Origin of the sequence: Brucella thiophenivorans (assembly GCF_002252445.1) — a bacterium.
GTDB lineage: Bacteria > Pseudomonadota > Alphaproteobacteria > Rhizobiales > Rhizobiaceae > Brucella > Brucella thiophenivorans.
Genome location: NZ_NNRJ01000009.1, coordinates 89,839 through 110,536 on the forward strand (window position 1 = coordinate 89,839; position 20,698 = coordinate 110,536).

Below are 20,698 nucleotides of genomic sequence, written 5' to 3' on the forward strand. Positions count from 1 at the left end.
GGATAGGCGATAAACTCCATTCATTGCGCAGGAGTGGTCTGCGCTTTCAGGAGCATGACGCCGAACATGAACAAGGCACATCTTTCGACGATGCTGTTGCTTGCTGGACTGCTTGCCGCCTGCAACAGCACAGAATCTGCATTGAACGTGCAGGGAGCCACCCCGCAATCTGCACAAACCACAACGCCACCAGCCGCAGCACCTGCTCCAGTGGCAACGCCAGCGCCCACGCGTTCCGCAGCGTTGAAGCCGGGCAAGCTTTACATCGCGCCCATCATCGGTGCGCCCGTCAGCGTCGTCACGCCCCTCACCCATCGTATCAATGACGATGCACGCGCCAAAGGTGTAGAACTAGCCAGCAACAATGCAGCAGATGCAGCCTATGTTATGAAAGGCTATTTCTCGGTTTTGTCCGAAGATAATGAGACAACGGTTCTCTATGTCTGGGATGTTATGGACGCCTCCGGCAATCGCCTTCACCGCATACAGGGACACGAAAAAGTACCGGGCGCATCCGCAGACTCATGGAGCATCGTTCCCGCTTCTGCCATGCAGTCAATCGCCGATAAGACCATGCAGCAATATTCAACCTGGCTTGCGGCAAATCGCGCATGAAAAAGCGCTGAGAGCGCAAAAGACTGAAATCTTTTGCTGAATCTCACGCCTGCCCCTGTGGGAAAGCGCATTGCGGAGGCTTTTTACTGCAATTGTGACCCGTCAGGCCTTGCATTGACGATGACTCTTTGCAATAGGCCGCTCATTCGAGAAAACCTTGCAGGCTGCGGCACTTGACCTTTTGGACGAACCCGCAGTTTTAAAGTTTTTAAAGAATGACAAAAGCGAAACCGGACATGTTTCGGATTTTCGCTTTTATGAGAGATAACGTCCGTTTCACGGACTTTTTGCGACAGAACGAAACTGCTCCGGCTTCAGAGGCAAAAAGAATGAAACTTTTCGCAGGCAACTCCAACCGGGTTCTTGCCGAATCCGTTGCTAAATATCTCGACATTCCGCTTGGCAAGGCCACTGTGCGCCGTTTCGCCGATCAGGAAATCTTCGTCGAGATTCAGGAAAACGTGCGCGGCGAAGACGTATTCGTTTTGCAATCGACCTCCTATCCGGCCAACGACAATCTGATGGAACTGCTCATCATGATTGATGCGTTCCGCCGCTCGTCCGCTCGTCGTATCACAGCCGTGCTGCCTTATTTCGGCTATGCGCGTCAGGATCGTAAGCCCGGCCCACGCACGCCGATTTCGGCAAAGCTAGTCGCAAACCTTATCACCGAAGCAGGTGCAAACCGCGTTCTGACGCTTGACCTGCATGCAGGCCAGATTCAAGGCTTCTTCGATATTCCGACCGACAATCTTTATGCTGTTCCAGTGATTGCGCGCGACGTGAAGGCCAATTACGCCAATGGCAATTGCATGGTCGTATCACCTGACGTTGGCGGCGTGGTTCGCGCCCGTTCGCTTGCAAAGCGTATCGATGCGCAGCTCGCAATCGTCGACAAGCGTCGTGAGCGTCCGGGTGAATCGGAAGTCATGAATGTTATTGGTGACGTGACCGGCAAAGATTGCCTGCTGTTCGACGATATTGTCGATTCCGGCGGCACACTTTGCAACGCAGCCGAAGCGCTGCTCGCAAAGGGTGCAAAGAGCGTTACTGCGTATATCACCCACGGCGTGCTATCCGGCGGCGCTGTTGCCCGTATCGCGTCTTCCAAGCTCAAGGAACTGGTCATCACCGATTCCATTCAGCCAACGACAGCCATCAATGATGCCCCGAATATCCGCGTGCTTCCAATCTCCGATCTGATCGGTGAAGCGATTGCCCGTACGGCTTCTGAAGAATCGGTATCAAGTTTGTTCGATTAATTCTCGATAAGACGAAGGCAAATACCGAGACACGCCGCCAGCAAAAGCACGAGTGGCATGTTGAGCCTGAGCAGCAAAAGCAAAAATGCCGCTGCGCCTGCAATCAGGACGGCGGCATTGTCTATTGTGCTCCAAACTGGCAGTGGCAGGCTGAACGGCCCGATCTGATGATCGACCACTTTTCCAAACAACACATGCAGTGAAAACCACAGGGCTAGATTGGCGATCACGCCAACGACAGCCGCCGTAATGCCACCAAGCATAGCCGAAAGCCATCGCACCTTGCGCAAGCGCTCGATAAAAGGGGCTCCTGCAAATATCCATAAAAAGCACGGCACAAAGGTAAACCAAAGCGCAATCAATCCGCCAAGGAAGCCACCCCAAAGCTGTGGCAAGCCGGACAGATTGGCAGCGCCCACAAAACCCACAAAAACCAGCACAAGAATGAGCGGCCCGGGTGTGGTTTCGGCCAGTCCAAGACCGGTCAACATTTCTCCGGGCTGCATCCAGCCAAAATGTTCGACCGCCTGTTGCGCCGTGTAAGACAGCGCAGCATAGGCACCGCCAAATGTCACCGCTGCAAGCTTTGAAAAAAATGCGGCCTCTGCCGTGAACACATGGGCTTCACCAAAAATCAGATAGAGAGCCAGAAGTGGCAGCAGCCACAAACTGCCCCAGATCAGCAGTTGCTGAGAAAACGCGCGCAGAGCATTGGGAGCGGCCTCATGAAAGCCGCCTGATGCCTCACCTGTCTGCAATAAATGGCGCAAACCACCGGCAAGTGCCGCTAGCACCACTACAAGCGGGAATGGCAGTTTCAATAAAGCGATCGCAACAAAGGCAAAGACTGCCACAGAATAGGAAAAACCGGACGCCAATGTGCGCTTTGCCATGCGATAGAGTGCCTCGAACACCACCGCAAGCACCGCTGCTTTCAGACCAAAAAACAGCCCTGCAACAATATCGACTTGGCCGAGCGCAACGTAAAGTGCTGAGAGGATCAGCATCACGCTCGCACCCGGCAACACGAACAGCGAACCCGCCAGCAATCCGCCGCGCCACCCTTTCGCCGCCCAGCCGCAATAGGTGGCAAGCTGCATCGCTTCGGGTCCGGGCAACAACATGCAGAAATTAAGCGCGTGGATCAGTCGTTCCTGATCCATCCAGCGCTTCTCATCCACGATAACACGCTGCAGCATGGCGATCTGTGCTGCAGGTCCACCGAAAGACAGCAACCCGATTTTGCCGAATGTGACAAATAACTCTCTGAAATCCGGTTGTGCCTGTATCGTCATGTTGTCTCTCTGTATGCTCCCCAAGCAGTTGCCGAGGATCATTACAGGTTCATGACAGTTTGCACAGAAACGTGTTATTCCGCAGCCGTTGCTTCGTCAGCCTGATCATCCGGCGCATTCGGATCGCCGGGAGCCGTCTCACAGCCAAGGTCTGGGAAATTGACGATGCGCAGACCTTTGAAGTCATTGCGCAGGACAAGAAGACCGCGCTCCTCGAAATAGGTCAGAAGACGCCGCGCACGGCTTAAGGAATGCGTACCATAGGCACGCGCCAAAGACGCATCCGATGGACACGGCGCGCCGGTGACGGCCGCCTGTGCCACGATCAGGAACACGCCCTGCACATCATCGGTCAGGCTTTCCGACAGTATAAGCGCCTGCTGCCACGTTTCGCCCGTTGCGACATCGCTTTCAATACTGGCCTGCGCAACCGCTAGCCGTCTGCGAAACGCTGGAAGTGCGAGTGGCTCGCCGGGAACACGATGAATGCGGCAACGCACCAGAAAATCCTGATAAAGCACGGCCACCGAACGGAATGAGGCTTCGGGGTCGTCAACGATCTCGCGCATGACCTTTTCAAGCAATTCCTCGCGCTCTGCTTCCAGAATACCCGGAAACAATGGCGCTTCAACGGGTTCGGCTTCGGGCTTTGGTTTGGCAACCTGTGCCAGAATTTCTGCCGTTGATGGCGCCGGCGGTGGCGGTGGCGTGCGACGAACAACGGTGCGGATTTCCTGCGGCGCAGGCGTGAAAATCAGATCGCGTGCATCTTCCGGCGCATCAGGCAGTGGCATCAGCTTGGGCGATGATGAGCGCGCCGATGTTTCAACCTTGCCGATTTTTATCGGCAATGGACGCCGCGACAAGGCCGGTCCAAGCGCTACGAAATGCCCACGCTGCAAATCGCGGAACATTTCGGCCTGCTTGCGTTCCATGCCAAGAAGATCGGCAGCACGCGCCATATCAATATCGAGAAATGTTCGGCCCATCAGAAAGTTGGAAGCTTCCGCAGCCACATTCTTTGCAAGCTTTGCGAGACGCTGTGTTGCAATCACTCCGGCAAGGCCGCGTTTACGGCCACGGCACATGAGGTTCGTCATGGCACCAAGCGATAACTTGCGCGCTTCATCGGACACTTCACCGGCTGCGGCAGGCGCAAAAAGCTGCGCCTCATCCACCACTACAAGCATCGGATACCAATAGTCGCGCTCGGCATCGAACAAGCCACCCAGAAACGCCGCCGCTGCCCGCATCTGCTGTTCAACGTCGAGGCCTTCAAGATTAAGCACAACCGAAACCCGATGCTGACGAATGCGCCCGGCAATGCGGGTCAGTTCGGCCTCGGTACGCGCCGCATCCACGACAACATGACCGTGAATATCAGAAAGCGTCACGAAATCGCCTTCCGGGTCAATGATGCATTGCTGCACCCATTGCGCGCTCTGCTCAAGCAAGCGGCGCAGAAGATGCGATTTACCCGAACCGGAATTGCCCTGCACCAGAAGGCGCGTCGCGAGAAGCTCTTCAAGATCAAGCATGGCCTGTTTGCCACTGCCAAGTGCTGCTGCCGAGGCAGAACCACTTCCAGCAACAGAACCCATGTCGATACCGACCTGCATCTCATTTCCTTTGTTTCATAAATGCCGTGACGACTCGCGAGACAACCGCAGCCGATCCGTCATGCGCTTAACATTTTTGACGCGGCCAATGCCACCCGTTAAAGGAAAAGCCCACAGGAGGCGTGTTTCCAACCAAAAAACTTGCACATACAATGCCTATGGGCTATAGGCCTGCGCATCCGCGTAGACACCCTTGGAGGCAACGCGGAATGGAGCGGTCCGGTCTTACACAATGTGAAAGACGTTACGGACTGTTTCATGTTGTTCGTTGGAGCATGATCCCGAAAAGTGAAAACCATTTTTCGGATAATATCATGCATGGATAAAACTGCGAGCGACACTCCAGTAACTTTGAAAGGTAATGCCATGAGCGATACTTACGTGCTCAAGGCCGATCTGCGCAGCCGGGTTGGTAAGGGGTCCTCCCGCGAACTTCGCCGCAACGGCCTAATTCCTGCAGTCATCTATGGTGACAAGCAGGAGCCCCTCGCAATCGCCGTTTCTTATAAAGAAGTTTATTACAAGATCTACGGCGGTGGTTTCAAAACCACGATCGCTACGATCGAAGTAGACGGCAAGAAGATTCAGGTCCTTCCTAAGGACTACCAGCTGGATCCAGTTCGTGACTTCCCACAGCATGTCGACTTCCTGCGCGTTTCCGCAAAGTCGGTTGTAACCGTCAATGTTCCAGTTCACTTCAAGAACGAAGACGCAGCACCTGGCATCAAGAAGGGCGGCGTTCTCAACATCGTTCGTCACGAAGTCGAACTGATCGTTCCAGCGAATGCAATTCCAGAAGCTCTCGAATTTGACCTCACGGGTCTTGAAGTAGGCGATTCCGTGCACATTTCGGCTATCAAGCTGCCGAAAAATGCAACCACCGTCATTCAGGATCGTGACTTCACAATCGCCACTATTGCTGCACCAGCCGCTCTCAAGTCGGAAGAAAATGCAGAAGGCGAAGAAGAAGCCAAGGACGGCGAATAATCGCTTTCCGCATAAGAGGGTCAGAAAACCATGCTGCTCATCGCAGGACTTGGCAATCCGGGCCCTCAATATGCGCATAACCGACACAATATCGGTTTTATGGCGGTGGATGAAATATTCCGCCGCCATAGATTTTCAAACTGGCAGAAGAAGTTCAAAGCAGAAATCGCCGATGGCGTGATCGACGGCGAAAAAGTGCTTCTCATCAAGCCAATGACTTTCATGAACCTTTCCGGCCAGTCGATTGGCGAAGCCATGCGCTTCTACAAGCTCATGCCTGCCGACCTCGTTGTCATTTATGACGAACTTGATCTTGCGCCTGCGAAGCTGCGCATCAAGACTGGCGGCAGCTCCGGCGGTCATAATGGCATCAAATCCATCGACGCCCATGTTCAGGCTTTCCCCGGCGGCAAAGACTATCGTCGTATGCGGCTTGGCATTGGTCATCCCGGCGCTAAAGAACTGGTGCACAATCATGTTCTGGGCGACTTCGCCAAGGTCGATAACGAATGGCTCGACACGCTGTTTGGCGCTATCGCCGATAATGTGGGTCTTCTTGCGAAAAAGGAAGACAACAGCTTCATGAACCGCGTAGCGATTGCCATGGGCGATGGAAGCCAGCGCCCAAGCGGTTTTAAAGCGGACCCAGAACAGGCTGTAAAAGCACCAGCCAAAGCACAGAGCCATATCCGGCAGGCGCGACAAACCGCAGCTAAACCGAACATTCCGGCGACTGGTCCTATGGCTGAAATGCTTAAAAAGCTGCTTGGCAAGAAGGATTAGTCCGCGACAACTGCGCGGCGCTCTTGACGCCTTCCACTCCCATGCCGCATAGCGGCATTCAATATATCCATCTCGCATAGCGACAGTAATTCTATTCTAGTCTGACAGGTAAGATCATGGGTTTCAAATGCGGCATCGTCGGCCTGCCTAATGTTGGCAAGTCCACGCTATTCAACGCGCTGACCAAGACTGCGGCGGCACAGGCTGCAAATTATCCGTTCTGCACCATTGAGCCGAACACAGGCGAAGTGGCGGTCCCGGATCCACGTCAGAGTGGCATTGCAAAGATCGCTGGCTCCAAGGAAATCATCCCGACCCGCATCAACTTCGTTGATATTGCCGGTCTGGTACGCGGCGCATCCAAGGGCGAAGGTCTAGGCAACCAGTTCCTTGCCAATATCCGCGAAGTCGATGCCATCGTGCATGTGCTGCGCTGCTTTGAAGATGACGACATTACCCATGTCGAAGGCCGTATCGATCCGGTGTCAGATGCTGAAACCGTTGAAACGGAACTGATGCTCTCGGACCTCGAAAGTATAGAGCGACGCATCGTGCAGATTCGCAAACGTGCGAGCAGCAAAGACAAAGAAGCAACCACGATCCTGCCTGTCATGGAACAAGCGCTGGAATTGCTACAGAATGGCCAGCCGGTTCGCCTGATGCTCAAAGACATCGCACCCGATGATCTACTGATCCTCAAGGGCCTTAACCTGCTTACCTCCAAGCCAGTTCTTTACGTCTGTAACGTGGCTGAAACCGATGCATCGGCAGGCAACGAACATAGTGCTGCCGTGGCCAAGATGGCTGAGGAACAGGGTGCGCAGAGCGTCATCATTTCCGCAGCGATTGAAGCAGAAGTCGCGCAGCTAGCAGACGAAGAAGCCAAAGAATATCTCGATGCCATGGGCCTCGAAGAACCCGGCCTCGACCGTTTGATCCGCGCAGGTTACAAGCTGCTTGACCTGATCACCTATTTCACCGCTGGACCGAAGGAAACACGCGCCTGGACAATCCGTCGCGGGACTAAGGCTCCGGGCGCTGCTGGCGTGATCCACACGGATTTCGAGCGCGGCTTTATTCGTGCACAGACCATCGCCTATGATGACTACATCAAGTTCAATGGTGAAGTCGGTGCCAAGGAAGCAGGCAAAGCGCGGGACGAAGGCAAGGAATACATTGTCCATGACGGCGATGTGATGCTGTTCCGCTTCAATACCTGATACGGTCAGGCCACCGTGAAAACGGTGGCCTTTTTTCTATGCATGTCTCCCAAAAGTGGGAACCGGTTTTGGGCAATAAAGACATGCGCGGGCAAAGAAACAGAGTAGCGAATGCCGCTCTGTTAGGGAGGAGACCCGATTGACTGATAAGACGCCTAAATACGCTTATGAAGATTTCAAGCAAGGACTGAAGCTTCCCTTCGGACCGCGCACTATTACCAAAGAAGAGATTATCGAATTCGCTCGCGAATTTGACCCACAGCCCTTTCACCTTGATGAAGAAGCAGGCAAGGCTAGTGTGCTTGGAGGCCTCGCTGCTTCGGGCTGGCATACCGTGTCATTGTTCATGCGGATGATCTGGGACGCATATCTCAAAGATTCGACATCTCAAGGCAGCCCCGGCATTGAATTCAATCGCTGGAAGCGGCCTGTTCTGGCGGGCGACACACTGAGCGGCTTCTCAACCGTGCTTGATCGTCGCCGCTCAAAATCCATGCCGCATGTGGGCTTTCTCACTGTCTATAACGAGATCGTCAATCAGCGTGGTGAAGTAGTTTGCGAATTGCAACACACGGCCATGGTCGGCCTTCGCAACCCTGAGATCGAAGGAGATGCGGCATGAGCTTTATCGAAGAACATCTCGGCGAAGAACTATCCATCGGCAGCTATACATTTACCGCCGAGGAAATTATTCACTTCGCAACAAAGTTCGACCCGCAGCCATTTCATCTGGATGCGGAAGCGGCCAAAAACAGCGTGCTCGGTGGCCTCTGTGCATCGGGATGGCATACAACGGCAGTGTTTATGAAGCTCAACGTGGCCTCCATCGTTGAGGCAACCAAGAATGCAATGAAGCGTGGCGAGGTCCCGCCGACATTTGGCCCCTCACCCGGCTTTGAGAACCTCAAATGGCTACGTCCGGTCTATGCAGGCGAGACAATCACCTATAAGCGCACCGTGCATGCCGTGCGGCCGCTTAGTTCACGCCCCGGCTGGTCGATGTTAAGCATGAGCAGCAGCGCTTATAATCAGCACGGCGAAAAGGTTTTGTCGTTTGACAATGCTGCAATGGTGAAGCTGCCTGCATAAGGCAAAAGCCCCGGCAGCGTTTCCGCTCCGGGGCTTTTCTCATAATCAATCGCCTTCAAATTCGACGAGCGTGCGCACCGGCACGCCCAGCGCTTCGAGCTTCTTGCGCCCACCCAGATCCGGCAGGTCGATAATGAAGCAGGCTGCAACAATCTCCGCACCCATCTGCAAAAGCAGCTTGGCTGCGGCTTCCGCCGTGCCACCAGTCGCAATAAGATCGTCAATCAACATGATACGCTCACCCGGAATGATCGCATCGCGGTGCATTTCCATTTCATCGATGCCATATTCAAGGCTGTAGGCAATGCGCACGGTATCGCGCGGCAGCTTGCCTTTCTTGCGGATCGGCACAAAACCAGCCGAAAGCTGATGTGCAATAGCACCTCCAAGGATGAAACCACGCGCTTCGATACCTGCAACCTTATCAACCATATTACCCGCATATGGATAAACCAGTTCATCGACTGCCCGGCGGAAAGCCCGCGCATCACCCATCAGCGTCGTAACATCGCGGAACTGAACACCCGGCTTCGGATAATCGGGAATCGTTCTGATCGCGTCTTTCAACGTGGCTTTAAGGCCGGATTCCATGTTCAGTCCTTTCAGAGGAAAAGCCATAACGCTATCTAATGTAGGCAGCAGCGGCTTATCAATTATATTAAACTCTCTTCAACCACGATATGGACATCACGCCAAGCATGTTTGCGCGTTTATGAACGGCTTGTGATGCAACCCAATAAAAAGGGCGCCTCTCGGCGCCCTTTTTATTAAATTGGATTGACAAAGATCAGTGCTTCACATTCGACCAGACAGACCGCTTGGCAATGTAAACAAGGCCAGCAAACAGGACGAGGAAAATAATAACCCGGAAGCCAATCTTTTTGCGCTCTTCCAGATGCGGTTCAGCAGACCACATCAGAAACGCTGAAACGTCACGCGCATACTGATCAACCGTCTGCGGCGAACCATCATCATAGGTCACCTGATCATCACTAAGCGGCTTAGCCATAGCCAGCGACTTTCCCGCGATGAAATACGGATTGTAATATGTGCCTTCCGCAACTTCCACGCCTGCCGGCGGCTGCTCATCATAGCCGGTCAGAAGCGAGTGAATGTAGTCCGGACCTGCTTCGGCATATTGTGTGAATATGTCTGTGACGAAGGTCGGAAAGCCACGCTCAACCGCTCGTGCCTTGGCAATGAGCGAAAAATCGGGCGGTGCTGCACCATTATTGGCAGCTGCAGCGGCATTCGCATTCGGAAATGGTGATGGAAAATGATCCGTTGGAACTGCCTTACGGGTGAACATTTCACCATCGGCATTCGGACCATCTGTCACCTCATATTCCGCAGCAAAAGCCTTCACCTGCTCCGGTGAATAACCAAGCGCTTCCAGATTTCGGAAAGCAACAAGGTTCATCGAATGGCAAGCCGCGCATACTTCCTTGTAAACTTTCAGTCCCCGCTGCAGCTGGCCTTTATCATAGGTGCCAAATGGACCTGAGAAGCTCCAGCTTTCCTCCCTGGGATGATGAATAGGATAATGCTCAGCTTCGCCTTCGCCGCCAGCGGCGAAAGCCCCACCCATCGTCACTCCAAGAGCCACCAACGGAGCAATACCGAAAGCAGCGAAATTCTTGAGGATGTTTTTCATTTTTACGTCCTTAATTTCCCGCTGCTTCAACCGTTGATTCCCACAGGGGTAATCTCAGGCTTGCCTTCGTTCTTTTCCAGAACCGCTTCCGTGATCGAATTTGGAAGGCGTTTCGGTGTCTCGATCAAGCCAAGAACCGGCATGATGACGATGAAGAATGCGAAGTAGTAAAGCGTGCCAAACTGCGCCATCATCGTGTAGACGCCTTCCGCCGGACGCGAACCCAACCAGCCAAGGAAAATAGCGTTGATGACAAATAGCCAGAAGAACAGCTTGAACCACGGACGATAAACAGCCGAACGAACTTTCGATGTATCGAGCCATGGCACGACAAACAGGATGGCAATCGAGCCAAACATCACCAGAACGCCACCAAGTTTGGAGTCGATCGGGCCGATGTTGAAGGTGATCGCACGCAGCATCGCGTAGAACGGTAGGAAGTACCATTCAGGCACGATATGCGCCGGTGTCTTCAGAGAGTCAGCCTGAATATAGTTATCCGGGTGACCGAGGAAGTTCGGCATATAGAAGACGAAATAAGCGAAGAAGATGAAGAAGACGAGCGCACCAAAAGCGTCCTTAATGGTCGCATAAGGCGTGAACGGCAGCGTATCAGTCTTCGACTTGACTTCAATACCAGTCGGGTTGGTCTGGCCTGTTACATGCAGCGCCCAGACGTGCAGGATAACCACACCAACAATCATAAACGGCAGCAGATAATGCAGCGAGAAGAAGCGGTTGAGTGTTGGATTATCGACAGCAAAACCACCGAGTAGCAATTGCTGGATCGGCTCGCCTATCACCGGAAACGCAGTGAAGAAGCCAGTAATAACGGTTGCGCCCCAGAAAGACATCTGTCCCCATGGAAGCACATAGCCCATGAAAGCAGTTGCCATCATCAGAAGGAAGATCACAACGCCCAAAATCCAGAGCAACTCGCGCGGTGCCTTGTAGGAACCGTAATAAAGACCACGCGCAATATGCAGATAAACCGCGATAAAGAAGAACGATGCACCATTGGCGTGCATATAGCGCAGCAGCCAACCGGAGTTGACATCGCGCATGATCTTTTCAACCGAGTTGAATGCAAGGCCCGTATCGGCTGCATAATGCATGGCCAGTACGATGCCGGTCAGAATCTGGGCAATGAGCATGAAGCTCAAAATGCCGCCAAACGTGTACATATAGTTCAGGTTACGCGGCGTCGGATAGGCAACAAAGGAATCATAGACAAGGCGTGGCAAAGGAAGTCGTTCGTCGACCCACTTCCCAATCCCGGTCGAAGGCGTATATGTGGAGTGATGACCACTCATATTTTATCTCCCCAAGATCTGTTTTAGCCGACCCTGATGACCGTATCGGAAGTGAAAGCATATTCTGGAATATGCATGTTTTCCGGCGCTGGACCGCTGCGAATACGACCGGCGGTGTCATAAGTCGAACCGTGGCACGGGCAGAACCAGCCACCGAAAGACCCTGCTTCACCGAGCGGTACACAACCAAGGTGGGTACAAACACCGATCATGACGATCCAGTTTTCTTTACCCTCGCCCGCCGAACGGGCCACATCGGTTGCTTCAGCATCCAAAGGAAGGTTGGCATTGCGTGCAGCAATGTCTTTCAGGTCACTCAACGCTGTGACCTTGGCACCCTCAACTTCTTTTGCGGTACGATTGCGAATAAAAACTGGCTTGCCGCGCCATTTGATGGTCATCGATGCACCTTCCTCAAGGGAAGACACATCGACTTCAATGGACGCAGCAGCAAGCGTCGAGGCGTCGGGGCGCATCTGGTCGATAAACGGCCATGCCAGTCCGCCGACGCCGACGACACCGGCCATTCCCGTCGCAATATACAAAAAATCACGTCGTGTCGGCTCAGCCGTGTCGTGTGCGCTCACGTGCCAATTCCTTTTTAACCTGGATATTCAATTGATAACTCCCCTCGTCCCTTTGCAATTACGCAAAAGCAGTTCAGCCTTTTGCGCTCACGCAAAAAGCGGTTCTACAATTGCTTGCAGAACGAAATTCCCTCCATCTCAACATTCAGGTGTAGGCAGGTTGAAAAGGCTTGTCCAGACGCCAACCCTATAGGACGGCACCATGTCGCAGGCTACTTTGTCGGCTGGTTTTCAAACTCCCCCAAAAAGAAAAGCCGCCAGAAACAGTTCTCTGGCGGCCCGATGCCCATCATCTATAAATATGCCAGATCAGTCGTTTACACCCAGAAAACCGCCCGACTGACGCGCCCAGAGACCGGCATAAATACCGCCTCGCGCAATGAGTTCCTCATGGGTACCTTCTTCAGCAATCCGCCCTTTATCCATGACAATGAGACGATCAAGGGCTGCAATGGTCGAAAGACGATGCGCAATGGCAATCACCGTCTTGCCTTCCATGAGCTGACGAAGATTTTCTTGGATCGAAGCTTCAACCTCTGAGTCGAGCGCGGATGTTGCCTCATCCAGAATAAGGATCGGCGCGTTTTTCAAAATGGCGCGTGCAATTGCAATGCGCTGACGCTGACCACCCGAGAGCTTCACACCTCGCTCGCCCACGAAAGCATCAAAGGATTTGCGACCGTTGAAGTCTTCAAGCCTTGCAATGAATTCGTCCGCTTCTGCCTGTCGTGCGGCCTCCGTAAGATCTTCATCCGTCGCATCGTCGCGCGCCAGCATGATGTTATCACGCAGCGAACGGTGCAAAAGCGCCGTCTCCTGACTGACAACCGCAAATGCACGTCGCAGCGAGGCTTGCGTCACATCGCGCACATCCTGACCATCAACAAGAATGGCACCTTTTTCAACATCGTAGAGCCGCAGGATCAGATTGACGAGCGTGGACTTACCAGCACCAGAGTGACCCACCAGCCCGATGCGCTCGCCACCCTTGATGGAAAAATTGATCTTATCGAGAACACCGGCAGCTTTGCCATAATGGAAAGTGACATTCTGAATATCGATCCGTGCATCGGTAATCAGCAATGGCTTTGCGTCACGCTTATCTTCCAGACCAAGCGGCGCCGACAAAAGCTTCATCGAGTTTTCGATCAGGCCAAGCTGCCGTAGCATGCCGTTCAGCTGCATCATCAAGCGGCCAAGCAGCATATTAAGACGCAGGATCAAACCCAGCGTGAAAGACACCTGCCCGACGGTGATCGCATCTTTCGTCCACAAATCGATAGTGATGCCCGCAATCACCACAATCATCACGCCCGAAAGGGCTGTCATGGCAAGCCGCACGCCTGTCAATGAGCGCATAAATGGAAAGACTGCCGCGAGATAACGGGTGAAGCCCTCGCGCATGTAGCGCTCGTCATCATCAACGGTATTAAGCTTGATTGTCTGTATATTGGAATAACTATCAACGATGCGTCCGTTGATCATCGAGCCTGCTTCAGCTGATGCCTCTGCATTCTTGCGGATGCGGGGCAGATAATGTCTTGCGATTAATCCAAAAGCCACAATCCAGACAATGACCGCAGCCGCTAACCGCCAGTCGAGCTGTCCGACGAGAACCAGCGTCGTGATACTGTAGATCGCCATGAACCAGACGACCTGAATAAGGCTTTCGATCAGATCTCCTGCCGCTTGTCCGGCTTGCCAGACTTTGGTGGCAATCCGCCCGGCAAAATCATTCTGAAAAAACGCATAAGACTGACGCTGAACATAGGAGTTCGCCTGCCAGCGGATCATATTATAGAAACCTGGCGAAAGCGTCTGGCCTTCGAGCATCGTCGTCAGCGCTGTAACAATAAAACGAATTACCAGAACCGTAACCGCCATGAACAGCAGTTCCGGGCCAGCGGCCTGAAACAGTTCTGACCAGCTTCGCTCGGCACCCGCTCGTCCTGCCTGATCAAGAATATCGACCAGCCTGCCGGTAAAATAAAACAGCCCTGCTTCAACCAAAGGCGCAAGACCGCCAACAGCCAGAGCCGTTGCGAGCGGCCATTTGGCCTGTCGCGCATAATGCCAGAGAAACGCCAGCGTTGTAGAAGGCGGTCTAAGCTTGTCCGGTTCGCGGAAGGGATCAACCCAGCGCTCGAACAGGCTATAAACCGCTTTCATCAATTGCGTATTCCTTACTGTGTCAGTTCCGCTTCGCTCTGATCTTCAAAACCAAGGAACCCACCCGACTGGCGCGCCCATAGTCCGGCATAAATGCCGCCAAGCGCTACAAGTTCCTCATGCGTGCCATCTTCGACAATCTGGCCCTTATCCATCACCACCAGACGATCAAGCGCTGCAATGGTCGAAAGGCGATGCGCAATTGCAATGACAGTCTTGCCTTCCATCAGCGTGTTGAGACTGTCCTGAATGGCTGCTTCAACTTCTGAATCAAGCGCAGACGTTGCCTCGTCCAGAATGAGGATCGGCGCATCTTTGAGCATCACACGCGCAATCGCGATACGCTGACGCTGACCACCGGAGAGCTTCACACCCCGTTCGCCAACATGCGCATCAAGACCGCGCCGCCCTTTGGCATCTGTCAGCAACGGAATGAATTGATCAGCCTGTGCCAGACGAATAGCGCGTTCGACCATTTCATCCGTAGCATCAGGACGACCATACATGATGTTTTCGCGCACCGAGCGATGCAGCAGCGAGGTATCCTGTGTCACCATGCCGATGCTGGCACGCAGCGAATCCTGCTTAACCTGAGAAATATCCTGCCCGTCAATGAGGATGCGCCCCTTCTCAAGATCGTAGAAACGCAGCAACAGATTGACCAGCGTAGATTTACCGGCACCAGAACGCCCAACGAGACCAATCTTCTGTCCAGCCTGAATATCCAGCGACAGGGCTTCAATGATGCCTTTACCCTTGCCGTAATGGAAGCCGATTTTATCAAAATCCAGCGCACCCTTGCTGACATGAAGTACAGGTGCGTTCGGAACGTCGACCACTTCATGCGCACGCGAAATCGTGGTGATTCCGTCTTCGACGGTGCCTATATTTTCGAACAGCGCCGACATTTCCCACATGATCCATTGCGACATACCATTGAGACGCAGCACAAGACCGATTCCCACCGCAACAGCACCGACTGAAATGGCTTCATTCATCCAGAGATTAATGCCGATCAAACCCACCGCAAACAGCAGAATGCAATTCGCAAGATAAAGCGTGAAATGGAACATGGTGATCATGCGCATCTGCCGATGCACAGTACCAAGGAACCCATCTAAGCTTTCTTTCACGTAAGATTCTTCGCGGCTTGAATGCGAGAACAATTTGACGGTCGCGATATTGGTATAGCTATCAACAATACGCCCGGTCATGGATGAGCGCGCATCGGCCTGCTGTTCGGAAATCACCCGCAATCGTGGAATGAAGAAGCGCAGCAGAACCATATAAACGAGAAGCCATACGGCAAACGGAATCATCAGAACAATATCTGCAGAGGCCGCAATGAACAGCGTACCTGCGAAATAGACGATGACATAATTCAATACGTCGAGCAGCTTCATTACCGTTTCGCGCACGGCAAGCGAAGTCTGCATCAGCTTAGTCGAGATACGTCCGGCGAACTCATCCTGAAAGAACGACATGGATTGACGGATCAGATAGCGATGCATCAACCAGCGAATTCGCATCGGATAATTGCCGAGCAATGTCTGGTGAATGAGCAGCGAATGGATCAGTACCACACCCGGCAAAATGACCAGCACGACACCTGCAATCAATGAAAGCCGCCAGCCTTCATTGCTCAAAAATGTCTCACGCGACTGGTGCGAAAGCCAGTCGACAATATTGCCCATGAAGGCAAAGAGCGACACTTCGATAATAGCAATCAGCGTCGTGAAAATCGCCATGCCAATAATCCATGGCCATGCACCACGCGAATAATAAAGGCAAAAGGCAACCAGCCCGCGGGGCGGTTCGCGCGGCGGTTCTTCGGGATAAGCTTCGAGTCGTTTTTCAAACCATGTAAACATGGCGATCCTTTTACAAAGCCCTTACCCAATTTCCAAGATACAACAGGAACAAAAAGAGAATATTTTCGTGATGAATGCACTCACCGCTCAATTCACGTCTATTGATGTGTTGACGCGATGGGAGCGATCAATCTCAAGGCTTGCAGCGACTGATTTTGTACGTTACCGCCTTCATATGGAACTGCGTATCGCCCTTTACCAGCCTGACATTCCCGGTAACACGGGAACGATTTTGCGCATGGCCGCCTGCCTTGGCTTTGCGGTCGATCTCATTGAGCCTGCGGGTTTTGATGTTTCCGACCGCTCGCTTAAACGCGCCGGCATGGATTATCTCGAACAAGCCGCCCTCACCCGTCATGCCGATTGGCAGCATTTTAACGAATGGCGCAAGCGAGCGGGCAAGCGCCTTGTGCTGTTTTCGACGAAAGCTGCGGCGTCCTATACGCAATATCAATTTCAAGAAAATGATATCCTGCTTTTTGGACGTGAGTCTGCGGGTGTGCCGGATAGTATTCAAGATGTGGCCGACGCGCGGCTGATCATCCCAATGGTGCCGGGCGCGCGATCCCTCAATCTTGCCGTTTCCGTGGCGCTTACAGCAGGCGAAGCTCTTCGCCAGCGAAATCTCGAAATCGATTCTGGTTCAGGCACATAGACCGTGAGGCGGAATCATTTCCCGAAGTAAATTTTATACACCCAGAAAGGTTCCTGTTTTCATGAAACCGTCATTCCGTACCGTTATTCTTTCGACCTCACTTCTCACGACTGTCATCGGCGCACCAGCCTTTGCGCAAACGCCTGAAACCGTTACCCCAAAGGTTATGGTCATCACCATGTTTGGTGAAGAAGCCAAGCCATGGCTTGAAGGTGAAAAATTCACGCAGAAGCTGAAGCTGCCGGGTTTGAGTTCCGAATATCCAGAGATCGATTGCACGGCGGAAGGCCTCTGCCACATGACGACCGCCATGGGCTTTGCGAATGCGGCAACGGCTGTTTCAGCAATGGCATTAAGCGACAAGCTCGACCTTAAAAACACCTATTTCCTCATCGCCGGTATTGCAGGGGTTGATCCCAAGCACGGCACGCTCGGTTCGGCCCATTGGGCGAAATATGCCATCGATGGAACCCTCAACCACCGTATCGATATTCGTGAAGCGCCTGAAGGCTGGCCAACCGATTTCTTCGGTCTGGGTGCAGCAAAGCCCGGCGAAAAGCCAAAATGGGCGGCTGGTACAGAAGTGTTTGAACTCAATGGCAAGCTCGCCGACTATGCGCTTGCGACCACCAAAGGCGTCGAACTTCTCGACAGCGATGATGCGAAGGAATATCGCAAACATTATACAGAAGAAGCTGCAACCAGCGCGCCTAAAGTGACGATCTGTGACACCGCATCCGCCGACACTTACTGGCATGGAACCAAACTCGGTGAAGCCATGGAACAGTGGTCGAAGCTCCTGACCGATGGAAAAGCCGACTATTGCACATCACAGATGGAAGACAATGCAACGCTGACCGCGCTCAAGCGTGCAGCCGATGCAGGCAAGCTCGACTTTAACCGCATCGCGCTGCTGCGCACATCGTCTAACTTCGATCGTCAGGGCAAAGACCAGACAGCTTCTGAATCACTGGCCGCAAAGTCAGGTGGTTTCCCGCTTGCAACAACCAATGCTTACCGCGTTGGTAAGATCTATGCCAACAGCATCATCAAGGATTGGAAGTCTTGGGAACAGGCACCCCAGACGGAAGCCAAATAGTTCGGTAATGCTATAACGACTCAGAAATCCAAGCACTCTTTGGAAAATCCGAAGAGTGCTTTTTTAAATGTCTAATCTGAATCTTATTTCAACGACTTATACGGCCAACCGGAATCAGTTCCCGAAGCCGAACTTTAATCAGATCAGAAACGCACCCCAAAAAGTGGAAACCGGTTTTCGGATAAGATGCGCGCAAAAAGAATCTCTGATTATAGCCGAGCTTTAATCAGAAGTCGGCAAGCGTCGCATTGTGAATTCGATCACATCATCGGGTCGCTCGCACCAGCTTTCGATTTCTGTCCAGTAGGCAGCCTTGGGAAAACTCTCGAACCATTCGCGTGCTTTGTCGCGTGCGGCCTGTCTAGGCAGGGCAAAAGTCTCGCGGATAAAGCCATCTCGCGGGAGCCGGCTTTTGTTCGCACGGCCTTTTTCCAGCTGCTTTCGCAAGCCTTCAAGCGGTGGTTTGGGCGGTGATGCGGTCATGCAGTTGCCTCCCGGAACAGGGAACTTTCAATCCCTTGGAGGATTAAGATAGGCAAGCAACGCGTTTATGACGAGTCTTTTCTTGGGGAGAGCAATTTACACGCGCATACCTCTCAGCCTTCACTCTTTGCGCCACCGCAAGACTTTGCTAAGTCATGACTATAGATTTGTAAGATACATTGCGTGAGAGGGTACAAAATGCAGCGCGACGAAATTCCGGCAATCATCCCGCAAGATATCGAAGAGAAAAAACGCGCCGCGCAAAACTGGTTCGAGGAATTACGCGACCGTATCTGCGCGAGCTTCGAGCAGCTCGAAGACGACTTGCAGGGGCAACTCTCCGATCAGGAACCGGGCCGCTTTGTTCGCACGCCGTGGCAGAAAGACGAAGGCAATGGTGGTGGCGGCGTGATGTCCATCATGCATGGCCGCGTCTTTGAAAAAGTCGGCGTGCATGTCTCAACCGTTCATGGCGAATTCTCTCCTGAATTCCGCAAGCAGATACCCGGTGCCGAAGAAGACCCGCGTTATTGGGCCAGCGGCATTTCGCTGATCGCGCATCCGCAGAATCCGAATGTGCCTGCTGTACACATGAATACGCGCATGGTCGTGACCTCACGGCAATGGTTCGGTGGCGGTGCTGATCTAACACCTGTGCTTGATCGCCGCCGCACACAGGAAGACCCGGATACGCTTGCCTTCCATAAGGCATTCCGCTTCATCTGCCAAAAGCACAATGACATTGTCGATTATCAGCGTCTCAAAGAATGGTGCGACGAATATTTTTATCTGCCCCATCGCGATGAAGCACGTGGCATTGGCGGCATTTTCTATGACTGGCTGCATTCATCCGAAGAACAGGGCGGCTGGGAAAAGGACTTTGCTTTCACCCGCGATGTGGGCCGTGGCTTCTCGGTCGTCTATCCGCATCTGGTACGCCAGAACTTCAACAAGGACTGGACACCGGAAGACCGCGAAGAACAGCTTATCCGTCGCGGACGCTATGTCGAATTCAACCTGCTTTATGATCGCGGCACGATCTTTGGTCTTAAGACCGGCGGCAATGTGAATTCCATTCTGTCATCCATGCCGCCAGTGGTGAAGTGGCCATAATACTCCAATAAAAAAGGCCGGATTATCCGGCCTTTTTTATTTATGCTTTTGGCTGGTTGCGAAGCTTTTCCGCCTGCGCATAAAACTTCTTTTCCCACTCATTGTGATTATCCAGCCCTTCCTTGATGAAGGGGGTGAAGATCGCCAGATTCATCAGCGCCCAGTTGACGAAACGGGCCGGGAATTTCAGCGGCTTTACGAAATCCACAAACAGCACCACACGCGTATGATCGGTATGGTTCCATGCCTCATGCTCATAGGCATCGTCGAAAATCAGAACCTTGCCTTCCTGCCAATGGCAGATCTGCTTATCGACGCGGATTGCAAGCTTGTTGGCAGGTTCCGGCACGATCATGCCCATATGCAGACGCAGCACACCATTATAAGGTCCACGATGCGGCGGCAGGTGTTTGCCCGGCTCGAAGATCGAGAACATCGCAGTCGTCAGACCCGGAATATGCTGCACAGCATTCCATGTATTCGGACATGCTTTGACATTCTGCTCAGACTTCACACCGAAGCCCAACAGGAAGAACGTCTTCCAGTGGTTGTCGGTCGAGATCGTCTTAACGTCCGACGAGATATCCTGAAACGATGGCAATTCGCTCTGCCGCAACAGAACCTTTTCAAGTTCGGCACGAATAGCCGGATATGCCTTCTCGATTTCTGCTACCCACGGAAAAGTTGTATTGTCATAAACGGGTGGATTGCCGAGCTTTGCATATTTGAGATTGAGCCGTTCCGCCCAGGCAACAATGCCCATAAAAAAGCGCGTGACAGCACCCGGGCGCTCCATCGGCGCAATACCATCGGTGCCAAAATTCTGCTTGGGATCAGAACCTATATTGTGTGGTGTCGATTTATCAATATTTGACATTCGTTGT

At 53.0% G+C, this 20,698-nt stretch carries 20 protein-coding genes; 10 read left to right on the forward strand and 10 right to left on the reverse strand.

From position 1 onward, the window contains the following. Positions 1 to 54 precede the first annotated feature (54 nt). Positions 55 to 615, forward strand: coding sequence for a hypothetical protein (locus CEV31_RS02055; protein WP_094505235.1), 561 nt, complete (start codon positions 55 to 57; stop codon positions 613 to 615). Positions 616 to 944: 329 nt separating this feature from the next. Beyond that, entirely contained in the window at positions 945 to 1,877 is a 933-nt protein-coding gene (locus CEV31_RS02060) for a ribose-phosphate pyrophosphokinase (RefSeq protein ID WP_094505295.1), read from the forward strand. Here the strand turns inward: CEV31_RS02060 and chrA are convergent. Both chrA and CEV31_RS02070 read right to left on the reverse strand, forming a co-directional pair. Continuing rightward, positions 1,874 to 3,172, reverse strand: a complete 1,299-nt coding sequence (gene chrA / locus CEV31_RS02065) for a chromate efflux transporter (RefSeq protein ID WP_094505236.1) — start codon at positions 3,170 to 3,172, stop codon at positions 1,874 to 1,876. The two genes, CEV31_RS02060 and chrA, sit on opposite strands and share 4 nt — an antisense overlap. A 74-nt stretch (positions 3,173 to 3,246) precedes the next feature. Continuing rightward, a complete protein-coding gene (locus CEV31_RS02070) occupies positions 3,247 to 4,791 on the reverse strand; it encodes an ATP-binding protein (protein WP_094505237.1) in 1,545 nt (514 codons plus the stop codon). A 366-nt stretch (positions 4,792 to 5,157) separates the two neighbouring features. On the opposite strand from CEV31_RS02070, the gene CEV31_RS02080 reads away from it, so the two are divergent. The 5 genes from CEV31_RS02080 to CEV31_RS02100 all read left to right on the forward strand — a co-directional run bounded on the left by CEV31_RS02080 (position 5,158) and on the right by CEV31_RS02100 (position 8,870). Then, on the forward strand, positions 5,158 to 5,778 hold the full coding sequence (locus tag CEV31_RS02080) for a 50S ribosomal protein L25/general stress protein Ctc (protein WP_094505296.1): 621 nt from the start codon (positions 5,158 to 5,160) through the stop codon (positions 5,776 to 5,778). Between the two features lie 30 nt (positions 5,779 to 5,808). Next, positions 5,809 to 6,561: an aminoacyl-tRNA hydrolase gene (pth, locus tag CEV31_RS02085; RefSeq protein WP_094505238.1), complete on the forward strand. Its 753-nt coding sequence runs from the start codon at positions 5,809 to 5,811 to the stop codon at positions 6,559 to 6,561. 116 nt (positions 6,562 to 6,677) lie between these two features. After that, complete coding sequence (gene ychF, locus CEV31_RS02090; RefSeq protein ID WP_094505239.1) at positions 6,678 to 7,781, forward strand: redox-regulated ATPase YchF; 1,104 nt, start codon at positions 6,678 to 6,680, stop codon at positions 7,779 to 7,781. 139 nt (positions 7,782 to 7,920) lie between these two features. Further along, positions 7,921 to 8,403 carry a MaoC family dehydratase gene (locus CEV31_RS02095; protein WP_094505240.1) on the forward strand — a complete coding sequence of 161 codons (483 nt, stop codon included), beginning with the start codon at positions 7,921 to 7,923 and terminating at the stop codon, positions 8,401 to 8,403. Continuing rightward, the gene (locus CEV31_RS02100; RefSeq protein WP_094505241.1) at positions 8,400 to 8,870 is read left to right on the forward strand and encodes a MaoC family dehydratase; all 471 of its coding nucleotides are present in this window, start codon (positions 8,400 to 8,402) and stop codon (positions 8,868 to 8,870) included. Before CEV31_RS02095 ends, CEV31_RS02100 begins: the two co-directional genes overlap by 4 nt. A gap of 45 nt (positions 8,871 to 8,915) precedes the next feature. On the opposite strand, the gene CEV31_RS02105 is transcribed toward CEV31_RS02100, so the two are convergent. The 6 genes from CEV31_RS02105 to CEV31_RS02130 form a co-directional block, all read right to left on the reverse strand. Further along, entirely contained in the window at positions 8,916 to 9,461 is a 546-nt protein-coding gene (locus CEV31_RS02105; protein WP_094505297.1) for an adenine phosphoribosyltransferase, read from the reverse strand. Between the two features lie 196 nt (positions 9,462 to 9,657). Then, on the reverse strand, positions 9,658 to 10,524 hold the full coding sequence (locus CEV31_RS02110; protein WP_094505242.1) for a cytochrome c1: 867 nt from the start codon (positions 10,522 to 10,524) through the stop codon (positions 9,658 to 9,660). Positions 10,525 to 10,550: 26 nt separating this feature from the next. Beyond that, the gene (locus tag CEV31_RS02115; RefSeq protein ID WP_094505243.1) at positions 10,551 to 11,837 is read right to left on the reverse strand and encodes a cytochrome b; all 1,287 of its coding nucleotides are present in this window, start codon (positions 11,835 to 11,837) and stop codon (positions 10,551 to 10,553) included. 23 nt (positions 11,838 to 11,860) lie between these two features. Next, positions 11,861 to 12,424, reverse strand: a complete 564-nt coding sequence (gene petA, locus CEV31_RS02120; RefSeq protein WP_094505244.1) for a ubiquinol-cytochrome c reductase iron-sulfur subunit — start codon at positions 12,422 to 12,424, stop codon at positions 11,861 to 11,863. Positions 12,425 to 12,733: 309 nt separating this feature from the next. Further along, positions 12,734 to 14,593, reverse strand: coding sequence for an ABC transporter ATP-binding protein (locus tag CEV31_RS02125; RefSeq protein ID WP_094505245.1), 1,860 nt, complete (start codon positions 14,591 to 14,593; stop codon positions 12,734 to 12,736). A 14-nt stretch (positions 14,594 to 14,607) separates the two neighbouring features. After that, complete coding sequence (locus CEV31_RS02130) at positions 14,608 to 16,464, reverse strand: ABC transporter ATP-binding protein (RefSeq protein ID WP_094505246.1); 1,857 nt, start codon at positions 16,462 to 16,464, stop codon at positions 14,608 to 14,610. Positions 16,465 to 16,639: 175 nt separating this feature from the next. Between CEV31_RS02130 and CEV31_RS02135 the strand changes: the two genes are divergently transcribed. Both CEV31_RS02135 and CEV31_RS02140 read left to right on the forward strand, forming a co-directional pair. Further along, a complete protein-coding gene (locus CEV31_RS02135) occupies positions 16,640 to 17,119 on the forward strand; it encodes a tRNA (cytidine(34)-2'-O)-methyltransferase (protein WP_094505298.1) in 480 nt (159 codons plus the stop codon). Between the two features lie 61 nt (positions 17,120 to 17,180). Next, on the forward strand, positions 17,181 to 18,218 hold the full coding sequence (locus tag CEV31_RS02140; RefSeq protein ID WP_094505247.1) for a purine-nucleoside phosphorylase: 1,038 nt from the start codon (positions 17,181 to 17,183) through the stop codon (positions 18,216 to 18,218). A gap of 222 nt (positions 18,219 to 18,440) precedes the next feature. Here CEV31_RS02140 and CEV31_RS02145 read toward each other — a convergent pair whose 3' ends face one another. Then, a complete protein-coding gene (locus CEV31_RS02145; RefSeq protein ID WP_094505248.1) occupies positions 18,441 to 18,701 on the reverse strand; it encodes a hypothetical protein in 261 nt (86 codons plus the stop codon). Positions 18,702 to 18,899: 198 nt separating this feature from the next. On the opposite strand from CEV31_RS02145, the gene hemF reads away from it, so the two are divergent. Then, entirely contained in the window at positions 18,900 to 19,814 is a 915-nt protein-coding gene (hemF, locus tag CEV31_RS02150) for an oxygen-dependent coproporphyrinogen oxidase (RefSeq protein ID WP_094505249.1), read from the forward strand. Positions 19,815 to 19,854: 40 nt separating this feature from the next. Here hemF and CEV31_RS02155 read toward each other — a convergent pair whose 3' ends face one another. Beyond that, the gene (locus tag CEV31_RS02155) at positions 19,855 to 20,691 is read right to left on the reverse strand and encodes an aspartyl/asparaginyl beta-hydroxylase domain-containing protein (protein WP_094505250.1); all 837 of its coding nucleotides are present in this window, start codon (positions 20,689 to 20,691) and stop codon (positions 19,855 to 19,857) included. Between the last annotated feature and the right edge of the window lie 7 nt (positions 20,692 to 20,698).